Source organism: Flavobacterium piscis (assembly GCF_001686925.1).
Taxonomy (GTDB): Bacteria; Bacteroidota; Bacteroidia; order Flavobacteriales; family Flavobacteriaceae; genus Flavobacterium; species Flavobacterium piscis.
Window position 1 is genome coordinate 106857 of sequence record NZ_LVEN01000038.1, and the last position, 14670, is coordinate 121526.

The window sequence follows — 14670 nt, forward strand, 5'->3', positions numbered from 1 at the left end:
ATCAGGAAATACTCTTTTAGAAAGATAGCAAACTGTTTTAAGCGTGGTAACGTTGGTAGTTAATTAAAAAAAAACATTAAGAAATAAATATGAAATTAAATTTAAAAGGTTATTATCTAAAAGATGGAATTTTAAATTTTGTGCCTTGTGATGTAATTATAGAATTTGGCAAAATTCAAAAAATAAAATTTGACCATAATGAATTTTTTACTAATTACCAACCTTCATATAATTCTGAATATGGTATAGAAAAAATCTTCTATGAAAAATATTCTAAAAACCTAAAATTCACATATCGAATATTATATCATAATGATGTTGAAGAAACTAAGATAATAAATATAAAACCAAATCAATTCCAAGTTTTTAGAATTAAATGGGCATTTAAAAAATATATTATTCAATCGGATGATATGAGAAAAGATATTCTAAAATATGTAATTGGTGGTTTTCTTGGTTATATCGCAACATTAATTATTCAAGAAGTTAAAGAATATAGGACAACTCCAGAATCACCGAAAATTGAAAACCAAGAATCTTTTAACCGTAAATAATTTAGATTTTTTTTTAATGTCACCAAAAATAAACTAATATAAAACTAGAAGAGGAAGTTGAATTGGCTGATAAAATTTATGAGCTAGAATGACTGTATTATGTTTTTGTAAAAAAAAACAGATGACACACTTTTGAATTCATTTTAAAAGTTAGTAAAATTTTCGAACTAAAAAACTATCTTAAATAATTATCTCATCATCAAATCAGCCTTCCATTTGGGAGACTTTTTTATTTTTTTGCATTTTTTTAATTTTTTTTCTCCTTGATTTTACTGGGGGTTCAACGGGGTACAATAGGGGTACAACAAAAAGTTGTACTTGTAGCAGTTTTATCTCTATCGTTTCTTTGCCTTGTAATAATGAAGATCCTGGCTTGGAATTATCAATTTACCGGGATTGTGAGAAACTAATGTAGAACGATAAAATGATGAGGTATGTTTACAAACATTTCATGGGGTAATTACATGGTTGTAGTTATTCTGCTATTGGCAAGCTGGTATTTATTTGTTGGATTTCGATTTTATTTTGATGACCTCAAAGAAGTCATATCAGGAAAGCGGAAACTTCAATTCCGTGGATTTGAAAATCCAAATTACCAAGATATTGAACCCGAATTAAATTATCAGGAATCACCTGAAGCAATCTCAGAACAAACTTCCTTCGGAGAGTTTGACACTACCTTTCAGGACGTTGATACTTTGGTGGCACGATTAAAAAGTTTTATCGCCGATGCAGCAAAGAAAAAATTAGTCCAAAAAGAATTTACCTATTATCTGCAGCTTCTCCTAAGAGAATTCCCTTCAGTGAAAAATTCCCCTTTTAATTCTTCGATAAGTGAACTGATAGTCTCAGAATGTGAGAAACTCGAATCAATTACTTTAACCCAGAAGGAAGCAGAAGCCCTTTGGGAATAAACTCTAAACAATATAACGGAGGAATTGCCCCTGTCCATCCCGGCGCAGTATGGCATATGTAACAGGAAAGTGGAACTGCGACAGCGGCTTCACCTCCGTTTTTATCTGAATTTTTAAACTTTAAAAATAATGAGTGATGAAAAAATGGAACTGGAATTTTAAAAAGTTTATTGAGCAAAGAACAGATAGTATCTGTATGCTTCTGGTACAAATCCTTTTTGCGATCAGTTATGAAACCTATGCTCAGGATGGTCTGGCAGGAATTAACGAAGCCAACCAACAGGTTCGAAGTTACTTTGATGCAGGAACTGAACTGATGTATGCCGTAGGGGCATTATTAGGTCTTATTGGTGCTGTAAAAGTATATCAAAAATGGAATGCAGGTGATCCTGATACCGGAAAAGTAGCCGCAGCCTGGTTTGGAAGCTGTGTTTTTTTGGTAGTAGTGGCCACCGTAATCAAATCCTTCTTTGGGATTTAAAAACGGTCGTCATGGAAGATCTACTCAAAGAAAAGTTATGGTTCTATATTATTCATAACAATCCAGATTTGATGTTCACACTACAGGAAGATTATAGTGTATTGGATTATCTCAATGAGAAAATAGATGGCGTTAAATCCATATTGGATGATATGTTATCTGATGGTACACCTCAATATATCATCGAAGAAATCTGTCTCAATGTACTTACCGAAGACCTGAAACCTTCCCGGTTTCTATATATCCGCTCGCTGCTTTCAGATGAGTTTGAGAAAACCTATGCCGCTTTTCAGGAATCAGGTATCCTGACCTACGAAGTAATCAATCTTAAGGAGAACTGCAAACCCATTTTTGAAACCATTGGCTTTACTAAAGAAAATGAAGAAGATCCTAATTTGAGAAATGCCCTTATTGGTCAGATTGCTGACTATTTGAATTGAGCTATTTATAGCATGTAGTATGAAAAGGAGTAATTATGGCTTACAATCTATCCCAAAAACTAAGTGCCAATATTGAGGCGATTACCATTGCAATGCAATGGCTGCAAGGTGATGCTTTATCGGCAGAAGCAGTTGCTGCGCTTAAGGCATATGCCGGCTTTGGAGGCATCAAGGTTGTATTATACCCACATGGTACTATTGAAGACTGGACAAAATCAGGAGCTACTAAAGAAGATTTGAAGCTGCATCCTGAAATGACACGACTGCACACAATACTTCAGAAACACTATTCTGAAAAAGAGTATAATTCAGTTGTTTCTTCACTTCGTAATAGTGTCCTTACCGCATTTTATACGCCGGAAATTGTACCTAAGATTTTGTATAATGTTTTAAAAGAAGAAGGCATCAGCCCTAAAAGATTATACGAGCCATCAGCAGGATCAGGCATTTTTATGACTGAAGCAGACAGTGCATTTTCAAGTTTGGAACAAATTACTGCTGTGGAAAAAGACCAATTAAGCGGACTGGTGCTTTCAGTATTAAGCAGTACACTCTCGACCCAAAATACCACTCATGTAATAGGACTGGAAGAAGCTCCAACAAATGATAATAGGAGTTATGATCTTGTGGTCAGCAATATTCCTTTTGGTAATTTTTCTGTTTATGACGAAACCTATCCCGATAAAACGATTTCAGGAAAAATCCACAATTACTTCTTTGCAAAAGGACTGGACAAACTGGCTGATGGAGGTCTTATGGCATACATAACTACAGACGGTTTTTTAAACAGTCCTTCCAATCAGAGTGTGCGAGAATATCTTTTTCAAAAAGCAGATTTTGTGAGTGTAGCAGTTATGCCGGATAACCTGATGAAGGAAACCGGAAATACCGATGCTCCTAATCATCTGCTTATTGTTCAGAAAAATGAGCATAAACAAACGCTGTCTGACAATGAAAATGAGCTGCTGCAAACCGTTGAACTCGAAAATGAATTTGGAAAATACTGTATTAATAAATATCTGCACAATAGAGAAGAGCTCATCATTGGGAATGAAATACAAGCCGGTAAAAACCAATACGGACAGGCACACCAAAGTGTGAGACAAAACGGTGATATCAATTCTATTAAAGATCGTCTTGCAGAAAATATTACCAAGGGATTAAAAGAAAACTTTAACCCGGAACGCTTTGAGCAGGCTCAAAAAACGGAGATAGTTCAGCCCGCTGAAGCAATCGGACAAAAATTCACTTATTTACCCATGCCGGAGAGTAAAGCAAGCGGTATTTCAGTCCAGCTTGGCTTGTTTGATACTGTGCCTGCAGAGAATATCAACCGTGCTATGGATTACATCAATCCTCTTGATGAAACTGTAGTGGATAAAAAAACAGCACGAATACTCAGTACCATACGCACAAATGATAATCCCTCACATGAAAATGTGGTGCTTATCACTGCTAAACAAATTAAGACTAATCGATACCTGTATAAATTATATTCCAATGTAAAAGAAATCAATGGCTTTTCAGCCAATTGGATGAATGGCGGATTACTGCCACATGAATTATTGGCTTTATCCAATACCCTTCAATACTATGATCACAAATATATTTATGAAGGAGATAAAACCCTTGAACCTGCTTTTAACCTTGAAAAACGACTCTATGAAGAAGTTGCTTCATTGAAATCTTTTTATACAGAAGGTACTCTTGTTAGAGTTGCAGAATCCGTTGGAATTATCAGTGATATCAATGAGCAGCACAAACAAGCCTTTTTCCAGCCATTAGCATCACAGGGCAATCTGAAATTCTATGATTCCTATATTGCTATTCGGGATCATTATCTGGAATTGTTTGAGAAAGAACAATCAGATAAAGCTGGCAGTGAACAGGTTCGGAAAAATCTAGATGAGCAGTATACCAAATTTGTGTCCCACTATGGTATTTTGAACGGTGCCGAGAATCGCAGGTTAATCATGCATGATTCCGCTTTCGGTTTCACCATTCTTTCTTCATTGGAACGCAAAGAAGGCGAACGTTATGTGAAGTCGGATATTTTAATAGAATCTGTAGTAAAACAGCAAGAGCGCTATTATACAGATGATCCTGTTGAAGCGCTGGCCCGAAGTCTGAATGAAAAAGGAGCTGTTGACTTAGGATTTATAACTGCCTCGACAGGACTTGAACAAAACGAGGTTATAGAACGTCTGAACCATCATATCTATTTGAATCCTACAGATCAGAATTGGGAAACTTCAGACCTCTATTTAAGCGGCAATGTTGTAGAAAAGTTACAACAGGCTAAACAGGCTGTGCAGTTATACCCTGAAAACACACAATACTATAAAGGATTGCAGGCACTGGAAAAAGTACAGCCCGAGCGTATCCCTTTTGAATTACTCGATTTCAATCTTGGCGAGCGATGGATTCCCAACCGATACTATGAAAGTTTTGCCGGAAAATTATTTGACCAGCCAACTGAAATTAATTATTTCCCATCACTGGATACCTTTAAAGTAAGTACAGGTCACAATACCAAAATAGACAGAGAATTTTCGGTGACTCCCAAAAGCGGCAGAACCACTTATGGTTACACGATATTGGAGCATGCGCTCGAAAATACAGCTCCCTTTTTTACCTATGAAGTTGAGGGAGCCGGCGGAAAACCCATCCGACTGCCCGATAATGAAGCTATACAGCTTGCCCATCAAAAAATTGAAAACATCCGTAATGGTTTTATTGAGTGGCTGCAGGAATTGCCAATAAATGACAAAAATGAATTGGAAAATCTCTATAACAATACGTTTAATTGTTACGTATTGCGAGAATATAATGGAAGTCATCTGAGCTTTCCGGGTTTGGATAAAAAAGCCCTGGAGATTGAAGACTTGTACAGTTCTCAGAAAAATGCGGCCTGGCGTATTATTCAGAACCGTGGCGCTTTAATCGATCATGAGGTTGGGCTTGGAAAAACATTAACCATGATTGTGGCTGCCAATGAAATGAAACGATTAGGGATTATTCATAAGCCTGCAATACTGGCATTGAATGCCAATGTAAATCAAATTGCAGCAACCTATCGAAAGGCTTATCCCAATGCAAGAATATTGGCACCTGGTGAAAATGATTTTACTCCGGCCAAAAGAATGAGACTCCTCCATGAGATTAAAAATAATAATTGGGACTGTATCATTTTAACCCACGATCAGTTTGGTAAAATTCCGCAGTCACCCGAAATACAAAAAGAGATCTTACAAAATGAGCTGGATAATATAGAACGGGACCTTGATACGGCCAGAAATCTGGGAGGCGATATCTCCAAGAAAATATTAAAAGGTCTTGAAATACGAAAAAATAATCTGGACGGCAGACTAAAAACACTGCTGAAAGATATAGAAGATAAAAAGGACAGCGGCATCAACTTTAAAGAAATGGGGATTGATCATTTGTTTGTAGATGAATCTCACAAATTCAAAAATCTGACTTTCACTACCCGTCATGACCGTGTTGCCGGAATTGGAAATATGCAGGGAAGTCAAAAGGCGCTTAATATGTTATTTGCGGTACGCACGCTTCAGGAAAAATTCGATTCGGATCTAAGTGTGACCTTTCTTTCAGGTACTCCTATTTCAAACAGTCTGACAGAAATGTACCTTCTTTTCAAATACCTGCGACCTAAAGAAATGGAACGCCAGCATATTGAAAACTTTGACGGATGGGCAGCTGTTTTTGCCAGAAAAACAACTGATTTTGAATTTTCGGTCACCAATGAGATTATTGCAAAGGAGCGTTTTCGCCATTTTATTAAAGTTCCGGAACTGGCACTGTTTTATAATGAGATAACCGATTACAAAACAGCAAAACATATTGATCTGGACAAACCTGAAATTGACGAGCGACTTGTCAATATCAGTCCTATACCTGAGCAAAGCGAGTTTATTACCCAGCTCATGCAGTTTGCCAAAACAGGTAATGCGACACTTATCGGCAGGGCACCTCTTACCTCGCAGGAAGATAAAGGCAGGATGCTTATAGCTACTAATTACGCTAAAAAAATGGCTGCCGATATGAGGCTGATAAATGAAAGATATGGTGATCATCCGAATAATAAAGTGAATATATGCGCCAGAAATGTGAATGAAATTTACCATGCTTCCATGGAGCATAAAGGTACTCAGATTGTTTTTTCGGATATCGGGACACCCAAGCCAGATGACTTTAATATGTATGATGCCCTTAAAGAAAAACTGGTAAGGGATTTTAATATCCCGGCTCATGAGATTACCTATATACACGATTGGACCGATAAGAAGAAGCCAGAATTGTTTTCTAAAATGAATACAGGTGAGATACGTATTCTTCTGGGCAGTACAGAAAAAGCAGGAACCGGGCTTAATGTACAAAAGCGTGTTGTGGCGATGCATCATATGGATATTCCTTGGAGACCATCAGATCTGGGACAACGCAACGGCCGGGGCAGCAGACAAGGGAACGAAGTTGCCAAACAGCATTATGGTAATAAAGTAAAGAACTTCATCTATGCCACAGAGCAATCCCTGGACAATTACAAATTCAACCTTTTGAAGAACAAACAGACTTTTATCAGTCAGATGAAAAACTGTGAACTTAATGTGAGGACTATTGATGAGGGAGCTATGGACGAGCAAAGCGGAATGAACTTTTCAGAATATATCGCAGTATTATCAGGTGATACTTCATTACTGGAAAAATCAAAATTGGAGAAAAAAGTAACGGTAATGGAAAGCCTTAAAAAAGCACATTACAAGGAAATTTCCAGAACTAAATATCAGGTCGAATACCTAATGGAGGAAAAAGGAATCACCTCTAGAACACTGGACAAACTAACTGCTGATCACAACTTTTACAAAAACAACCTAAAGTATGAGCCTGATGGTTCCAAAGTAAATCCTATAGAGTTGTATAACTGCAAGACAGCAGATCCAGAAAGTATCGGCAAAGAAATTATCCTGCTCTATAAAAACTGGAAACCTCCAGAAGGAGAAAACCAGGCCAAACAAATTGGGAAGTTATATGATTTTGGACTCTATGTAAAAAGAGAACGTGAAGCCTATCAAAATGATGGTTTGTACCAGTACCGTTACTCCAACAGCTTTTATGCACAACGCTTGGAAGATGGCATTAAATATACTTCCAATGGAGGAACTCCAAATGTGGACAATCCAAAATTGGCAGCCCGCTATTTTCTAAATGCCATTGATAAGGTGGAACATCTCACAGCAAAATACCAAAAGTCCCTGAATGATATTGAAAACCAACTACCACAATTACAGCAATTAAGCACAAGAGTATTTAGTCAGGAAGATGAGCTTCAAAAAATGAAAAGCGACCTCTTTAGTCTGGAAAGGGAAATAGCCCTGAAAATTCAGGAGAACCAATTGAAAGAAGCCAATCCGCAAGAAGCTAGTCTCAGTAATGAAACAAAACTAACGGATACAACTCTGGTAATTCAACTGCCAGTAAAAAGCAGTGAAGAATCACAGGGTTTCAAAGCGGCAGAAAGCAATAGTGATAAATGGCAGGAGCGCTCTTTTTCGGAGATGAGACGCAGCAGCAGGATGAAATTTTAAAATAAAGACCATGTCAAACAGTGTGTATCAAATCAACAAAGGAATTAACCAGAGCATCGAGTTTAAAGGGTTAAAAGCGCAGTATATCTGGTATTTGGGTGGTGGTGTCATTGTGCTTATGATACTGTTTGCCATTATGTACATAGCCGGATTACCCTCTTTAATCTGTATCGGAATTATTGGTATTTCAGGAACATTGTGGGTTTTGAAAATATATAAAATGAGCCATCAATACGGTCAATATGGAATGATGAAAGCTTTAGCGAAACGACAGATTCCAAAAGCTGTGAAATCGCAAAGCAGAAAAATATTTATGATGAAGAAATAGAATTTGCTCAGCATTAGCTGAGCGGTAAAAAAAAAGGATGATGGAAAAGATGATAGATGATATTTTACCAATTATGGATGTAGAGCACGATTGCATCCTGTCCAAACAAGGCGATGTGACAGTAGTGTTTAAAGCAGAACTGCCCGAGATATTTACCTTGTCGGATCAGGAATACGAAGCATTTCATCAGGCGTGGCTTAAAGCCATAAAGTTATTGCCGAAATTTAGTGTATTCCATAAACAGGACTGGTTTATAGACAGCAAGTTTGAACCCGATTTCACAAGTGAAGATTCGAGTTTTCTTACCCGAAGCAGTGAACGCTTTTTTAATGAACGTCCCTTTCTGGATCATTCTTGTTACATTTTTTTAACCAAAAAACCGGCAGGCAGAAAAACGTCAAGTTCCCTGTTTTCAAATTTACTTAGAGCTTCTATTGTTCCTGAGGAAACATTAAAAGCACAATTGCGTCAGGAATTTATTGACAGTACCGGGCAATTCAGACGTATATTGGAAGACAGTGGTTTTGTGAAACTCACCCGTCTTGGTAATGATGAACTCAGAAGCCATAGTAGAAAGATTGGTATCATTGAACAATATTGTTATTTGTCTGAAAAACATAACTCATTTGTTTTTAAAGATATTGCTTTTGATGATGGTCTTCAGGTAGGTGACAAGCACTGTCAGATTTATACGCTGGGAGATGCAGCTGATCTGCCTGCCTTATGCGGTTCTAGAATTAATTATGACCGATATTCCACCGATAAAACCAAATTCAGTATCGGATTTGCGTCAACACTTGGGCAATTGCTGTCGTGTAACCACATTTACAACCAATATATTTTCATAGAGGATTCCCAGAAAACATTACAAAAGTTAGAGAGTAAAAGACTGCGATTACAATCCTTATCAGCCTACAGTAGGGAGAACCTGATTGCGAGAGATGCTACCAATAATTTTCTTAATGAAGCGATTAGCCAGCAACGGCTTCCTGTCAAAGCACATTTTAATGTGCTGATCTGGACGGATAATAAAGAAGAACTCAAAGACCTGAAAAACAAAGTTTCTTCAGCATTAGCGCAGATTGATGCCGCTGCTAAACAAGAAACAGTAGGCGCAGCACAAATATTTTGGGCAGGAATTCCCGGGAATTCCGCAGATTTCCCAATGAATGACACCTTTGATACGTTTACACAACAAGCAACATGCTTCCTGAATCTGGAAACAGGGTATCGTTCTTCCCTTAGTCCAACTGGAATTCGATTAGGAGATCGATTGACTGGAAAACCGGTTCATGTAGACATTAGCGACGAACCAGTAAAAATGGGGATTTGTACCAATAGAAACAAATTCATACTAGGGCCTTCGGGAAGCGGTAAATCATTTTTCACCAATCATATGGTTAGAAGTTACTATGAGCAGGGAACTCATGTTGTACTTGTTGATGTCGGGCACAGCTATAAGGGACTGTGTGATATGGTTAATGGCTATTACTTTACCTACGATGAAAAGAACCCTATTAGGTTTAATCCCTTTTATATCAGTGAAGGCGATTCGCTTGATACCGAAAAAAAAGAAAGTATTAAAACATTGTTATTAGCACTCTGGAAAAAAGACAATGAAACATTCAATCGAAGTGAATATGTTGCACTGTCTAATGCACTGCAATTGTATTATGAAAAGTTAGATAGCAATTCTGATTTGTTTCCCTGCTTTGACAGCTTTTATGAATTTCTAAAAAATGAGTTTGTATCCATATTAGAGGGTGACAAGGTAAAGGAAAAGGATTTTGATGTAAACAATTTTCTGTACGTACTGCGTCCTTACTACAAGGGAGGAGAATTTGATTACCTGCTCAACGCTACGGAGAATTTGGATCTGTTGAAAGAACGTTTTATTGTTTTTGAACTCGATAATATCAAAGACCATCCGATACTCTTTCCCGTGGTGACCATCATTATCATGGAAGTCTTTATCAGTAAAATGCGCAAGCTTAAAGGAGTCCGTAAAATGATCCTGATTGAAGAAGCCTGGAAAGCTATTGCCAAGGAAGGAATGGCAGAATATATTCGGTATTTATTCAAGACTGTTCGTAAATTCTTTGGGGAAGCCATTGTAGTGACTCAGGAAGTAGAAGATATTATATCCTCTCCGGTCGTTAAACAGGCTATTATCAATAACAGTGACTGCAAAATACTACTGGACCAAAGCAAGTATCAAAATAAGTTCGAACAGATTCAGGAACTGCTTGGGCTTACCGAAAAAGAAAAGGCACTCGTACTATCGGTAAACAAAGCCAATGATCCTGATAAGAAATACAAAGAAGTGTTTATCTCCCTTGGAGGTATGCAGTCTAAAGTATACCGCACCGAGGTATCCCTTGAGGAGTATTATGCCTACACAACCGAAGAAACTGAAAAAGTAAAAGTACAGGCGTATGCTAAGAAATTTGATGGAGACATCAGAAAAGGCATTGCGGCACTTGCTAATGACTTAAGAGCATAAAAAATATAAAAACTAAACAACAATACTTATGAAAACAAAAAAGAAAATCATGATTTGCCTGTTGTGCTTTTTACTGATCAGCACTCCGGCAAGACCGGCAACGGTTGCAGCAATACCGATTTTAGAAATTGTAAAAGCGGTTGCCAAAAAGGTAATTAAGGCTATTGACCTAAGGATCCAAAAACTGCAGAACAAAACGATCTGGCTGCAGAATGCGCAGAAAAAAATAGAAAATATCCTCTCCAAACTAAAGTTGGATGAGATTTCCGATTGGACTGAGAAACAAAAAGAACTCTATAAGAATTATTACGAGGAACTGGCAAAAGTTAAATCCATTATTACCTATTACCAGCGTATCAAAGATATCAGTGAAAAGCAGGTTCGTTTGGTAGATGAATATGAAAGGGCCTGGAACCTGTTTCAAAAAGATGCTCATTTTAATTCCAGCGAACTCGATTATATGCAAAGTGTGTATTCCGGAATATTAAATGAAAGCCTGAAAAACATCGATCAGATTTTCCTTGTATTGGATTCTTTTACCACACAGATGAGTGATGCCAAAAGACTGGAGATTATAAATGCTGCTGCAGATCAGATTGATGCTAATTATGATGACCTGACGCTCTTCAACAGACAGAATATACTACTGAGCCTTCAAAGAGCCAAAACAGAGCATGATGTCAAATCCGTTAAACAATTTTACGGAATTCCGTAAACAAGTAATAAAATCATGAAAAAGATATTTTTAGTAGTGCTTTTTACTGCACTGACCACAGGGAATCTTCATGCACAGGCAAAACAGCAAAGGATGCTTTTAGAGCAAATAGCAGCCCTGCAAGTCTATATCGGATATGCTCAAAAAGGCTATTCGGCAGTCAAAAAAGGACTCAATACCATAGGAGATTTCAAACGTGGAGAATTTAATCTTCATACCGATTATCTGAATTCTCTTAAGACAGTCAATCCCAAAATAAAAAAGTATGCCAGGGTAACGGAAATTATAGAGCTCCAGACAAAAATCATGAAAAGCTACAAAAGCTTATATCAGCAAATCCGGCAGGATGATTTGTTTCATGGAGATGAAGTCGATTATATCAGAAGGGTCTTTGAAAGGTTAATCAAAAATTGTGATACCAATCTGGATGAGCTTCTAACAATCGTTACGGACGGAAAGTTAGAAATGAAAGATGACGAGCGAATGAAACGCATTGATATGATTTACCAGAATATGCTGGATAACTATACTTTCTCTGAGAGCTTCAGTAATGAAACTAAAATCCTGGCTGTATCAAAAGCAACCGAATTGAAAGAAGCAAAAAACAGCCGTGTCCTGAAAGGCATTAATACTGATTTGCCATGAAAAAATTATTGATTATAGGAATTGTGTTTACCGGATTGCTATTTCCATCCCAGATAACCGCTCAAAAACAGGAAATCCAGCAATTGATTTTGAACATAGAGAAGTTAGCCCAGTTCAAACAGATTTTAAAGGATATGAAAAAGGGCTATGAAATACTAAGTGGAGGTTATAATACGGTAAAAGATTTGTCTGAAGGAAATTTCAACCTTCATGAAACATTTCTTGATGCGCTCATGCAGGTTAGCCCCACAGTTAAGAATTACAGGCGTATAGGTGACATTGTGAATTATCAGGTGCTGCTGGTAAAAGAATACAAGTCCGCTTTTAGCCGCTTTAGTAATAGTGAAAATTTCAATGCTGAAGAAATTGCCTATTTCGAAAGGGTATACAATAATCTTTTTAAGCAAAGTCTTAGAAATCTTGATGAATTGACCTCGGTGATTACCGCTAATAAAATGCGAATGTCAGATGATGAAAGGCTAGCCGCTATTGACAAAATATATGCAGATATGCAGGACAAACTTTTGTTCCTGAGAAACTTCAACAATAATACTGCTGTACTGGCTTTGCAACGTGCAAAAGAGCGTAATGATAGTCAAGCAATGCGTAATATTTATAAGTTAAATAACTAAATATCCACCGTTATGATAAAGATAAATAAGCAAATAATACTTGTTCTTCTTACAATGATATTTCCATTTACGATCCAGGCACAAGGAATTGCAGACGACATGAACGGTCTGCATAGTGTATTGGAACAATTGTATGATGAAATGATGCCTTTATGCAGTAACCTAATTGGCGTTGGACAAGGACTTGCCGGTTTTGCAGCTATGTGGTATATCGCCTCAAGAGTCTGGAGACATATCGCAAGTGCTGAACCCATAGATTTCTATCCACTCTTTCGTCCTTTTGTTATCGGATTTTGCATTATGATTTTTCCCTCTGTCCTCTATATGATCAATGGTGTAATGAAACCTACCGTTACAGCAACTGCTGCAATGGTAGAAGGATCGAATAAAGCGATTGAAAGACTGCTTAAAGAAAAAGAAGAAGCACTCAAAGAAACAGATCCCTGGAAAATGTATGTGGGTTCGACAGGAAGCGGCGATCAGGATAAATGGTACCGCTATACACATGATGATGCAGATCCAAGTGGTCAGGGAATGCTGGATGGTATTGGAAATGATATCAAATTTGCCATGAGCAAGGCCTCTTATAATTTCCGCAATTCAGTAAAGGAGTGGATGAGCGAGGTACTGCGTGTATTATTTGAAGCTGCTTCCCTGTGCATCGATACACTGCGGACTTTTCAATTGGTGGTACTATCTATTTTAGGTCCAATCGTTTTTGGCATTTCGGTCTTCGATGGTTTTCAACATACCCTTACCGTCTGGCTGGCACGTTACATCAACATCTATCTGTGGCTTCCCGTGGCTAACATATTTGGAAGCATCATCGGAAAAATTCAAGAGAATATGCTCAAAATTGATATTGCACAAGCTGGAGAATATGGGGATACTTTCTTTAGCAGGACTGATGTTGCCTATTTGGTCTTTATGATTATTGGGATTATTGGCTATTTCACTGTTCCTTCTGTTGCCAATTACATTGTTCATGCCGGAGGCGGCGGTGCACTTGGACAAAAAGTAACCAGTATGTTTAGTAATTCCACAACTTCCGTGGTCAATACTGCATCTCAAGGAACTACAATGGTAGCTGATGCTATGGGGAATGCTGCCGGACGTATGTATCAAAGCATGTCTGATTCCGGTAATTCTGCTCCTTACTTCAAGGACAAGGACAATTATATGGCTGACAAATTAAAAGGTAAATCTTAACCCTAAATTCAAAGTTTATGTTTAGCAAAATGAAAAATATTGACACCGCCTTTCGACATGTTCGCGGATTTACCATGCTGGTCATTACGGGCTGTATTTTAATTAGCTGCTTTTCACTTTATAAAAGTTTCTCGCTGGTATCTCAAATGCAAAACAAGGTTTATATACTGGCTAACGGAAAAGCACTTGAAGCCTATGCTTCAGACCGAAAAGACAACATTCCTGTAGAGGCAAGAGATCATGTAAAAACGTTCCATAAACTGTTTTTTACACTTGACCCGGATGATAAAGTCATTAAAAGCAATGTAACAAAGGCTCTTTATCTGGCGGATGACAGTGCCAAACGGGTCTATGATGATTTAAAGGAAAATGGTTACTACTCCGGCATTATATCAGGGAACGTCAGCCAGACCATACAGATTGACAGTGTGACTATTGATCTTAACAACTATCCGTATGGATTCCGATGTTATGCTACTCAAAATATCATTCGTACCACCAGTATTGCGCATCGAAACCTTATAACAGAAGGCAACCTTCGCAATGTATCGAGAAGTGACAACAATCCGCATGGCTTTTTAATCGAGCGATGGAATACTATTGAGAATCGGGACATAAGTACTGAAAATAGAAAATAATAAAC

12 protein-coding genes are annotated in these 14670 nt (G+C 37.6%); all 12 read left to right on the top strand.

Features of this window, described 5'->3' with window-relative positions:
• Positions 1–89 precede the first annotated feature (89 nt).
• The 12 genes from FLP_RS17085 (at position 90) to traK (ending at position 14665) form a co-directional block, all read left to right on the top strand.
• Entirely contained in the window at positions 90–554 is a 465-nt protein-coding gene (locus FLP_RS17085) for a hypothetical protein (RefSeq protein ID WP_065450744.1), read from the top strand.
• 434 nt (positions 555–988) lie between these two features.
• Positions 989–1468, top strand: a complete 480-nt coding sequence (locus FLP_RS17090) for a hypothetical protein (protein WP_065450745.1) — start codon at positions 989–991, stop codon at positions 1466–1468.
• A 136-nt stretch (positions 1469–1604) separates the two neighbouring features.
• Positions 1605–1949: a DUF4134 domain-containing protein gene (locus FLP_RS17095; RefSeq protein WP_065450746.1), complete on the top strand. Its 345-nt coding sequence runs from the start codon at positions 1605–1607 to the stop codon at positions 1947–1949.
• A gap of 11 nt (positions 1950–1960) precedes the next feature.
• Positions 1961–2389 carry a DUF1896 family protein gene (locus tag FLP_RS17100; protein WP_065450747.1) on the top strand — a complete coding sequence of 143 codons (429 nt, stop codon included), beginning with the start codon at positions 1961–1963 and terminating at the stop codon, positions 2387–2389.
• A gap of 35 nt (positions 2390–2424) precedes the next feature.
• Positions 2425–7995 carry a helicase-related protein gene (locus tag FLP_RS17105; RefSeq protein ID WP_065450748.1) on the top strand — a complete coding sequence of 1857 codons (5571 nt, stop codon included), beginning with the start codon at positions 2425–2427 and terminating at the stop codon, positions 7993–7995.
• Positions 7996–8005: 10 nt separating this feature from the next.
• Positions 8006–8323 (top strand): DUF4133 domain-containing protein, encoded by a 318-nt coding sequence (locus FLP_RS17110; RefSeq protein WP_065450749.1) that lies wholly within the window; start codon positions 8006–8008, stop codon positions 8321–8323.
• A gap of 40 nt (positions 8324–8363) precedes the next feature.
• Entirely contained in the window at positions 8364–10826 is a 2463-nt protein-coding gene (locus FLP_RS17115) for a TraG family conjugative transposon ATPase (RefSeq protein ID WP_065450777.1), read from the top strand.
• Between the two features lie 28 nt (positions 10827–10854).
• Positions 10855–11541, top strand: coding sequence for a conjugal transfer protein TraI (locus FLP_RS17120; protein ID WP_065450750.1), 687 nt, complete (start codon positions 10855–10857; stop codon positions 11539–11541).
• Between the two features lie 15 nt (positions 11542–11556).
• Positions 11557–12186, top strand: a complete 630-nt coding sequence (locus FLP_RS17125) for a hypothetical protein (RefSeq protein WP_065450751.1) — start codon at positions 11557–11559, stop codon at positions 12184–12186.
• Positions 12183–12818, top strand: a complete 636-nt coding sequence (locus FLP_RS17130) for a hypothetical protein (protein WP_065450752.1) — start codon at positions 12183–12185, stop codon at positions 12816–12818. Before FLP_RS17125 ends, FLP_RS17130 begins: the two co-directional genes overlap by 4 nt.
• 99 nt (positions 12819–12917) lie before the next feature.
• On the top strand, positions 12918–14027 hold the full coding sequence (gene traJ, locus FLP_RS17135) for a conjugative transposon protein TraJ (protein ID WP_262496263.1): 1110 nt from the start codon (positions 12918–12920) through the stop codon (positions 14025–14027).
• Positions 14028–14044: 17 nt separating this feature from the next.
• Positions 14045–14665, top strand: coding sequence for a conjugative transposon protein TraK (traK, locus tag FLP_RS17140; protein WP_065450754.1), 621 nt, complete (start codon positions 14045–14047; stop codon positions 14663–14665).
• Positions 14666–14670: the final 5 nt, after the last annotated feature.

What these genes read in the sequence shown, in the direction of transcription:
- FLP_RS17120 (WP_065450750.1), top strand. Translation starts at nt 10,855, where the DNA reads ATGAAAACAAAAAAGAAAATCATGATTTGCCTGTTGTGCTTTTTACTG.
- FLP_RS17110 (WP_065450749.1), top strand. Translation starts at nt 8,006, where the DNA reads ATGTCAAACAGTGTGTATCAAATCAACAAAGGAATTAACCAGAGCATC.
- traK (WP_065450754.1), top strand. Translation starts at nt 14,045, where the DNA reads ATGTTTAGCAAAATGAAAAATATTGACACCGCCTTTCGACATGTTCGC.
- FLP_RS17105 (WP_065450748.1), top strand. Translation starts at nt 2,425, where the DNA reads ATGGCTTACAATCTATCCCAAAAACTAAGTGCCAATATTGAGGCGATT.
- FLP_RS17090 (WP_065450745.1), top strand. Translation starts at nt 989, where the DNA reads ATGTTTACAAACATTTCATGGGGTAATTACATGGTTGTAGTTATTCTG.
- FLP_RS17125 (WP_065450751.1), top strand. Translation starts at nt 11,557, where the DNA reads ATGAAAAAGATATTTTTAGTAGTGCTTTTTACTGCACTGACCACAGGG.
- FLP_RS17100 (WP_065450747.1), top strand. Translation starts at nt 1,961, where the DNA reads ATGGAAGATCTACTCAAAGAAAAGTTATGGTTCTATATTATTCATAAC.
- FLP_RS17085 (WP_065450744.1), top strand. Translation starts at nt 90, where the DNA reads ATGAAATTAAATTTAAAAGGTTATTATCTAAAAGATGGAATTTTAAAT.
- FLP_RS17095 (WP_065450746.1), top strand. Translation starts at nt 1,605, where the DNA reads ATGAAAAAATGGAACTGGAATTTTAAAAAGTTTATTGAGCAAAGAACA.
- traJ (WP_262496263.1), top strand. Translation starts at nt 12,918, where the DNA reads ATGAACGGTCTGCATAGTGTATTGGAACAATTGTATGATGAAATGATG.
- FLP_RS17115 (WP_065450777.1), top strand. Translation starts at nt 8,364, where the DNA reads ATGGAAAAGATGATAGATGATATTTTACCAATTATGGATGTAGAGCAC.
- FLP_RS17130 (WP_065450752.1), top strand. Translation starts at nt 12,183, where the DNA reads ATGAAAAAATTATTGATTATAGGAATTGTGTTTACCGGATTGCTATTT.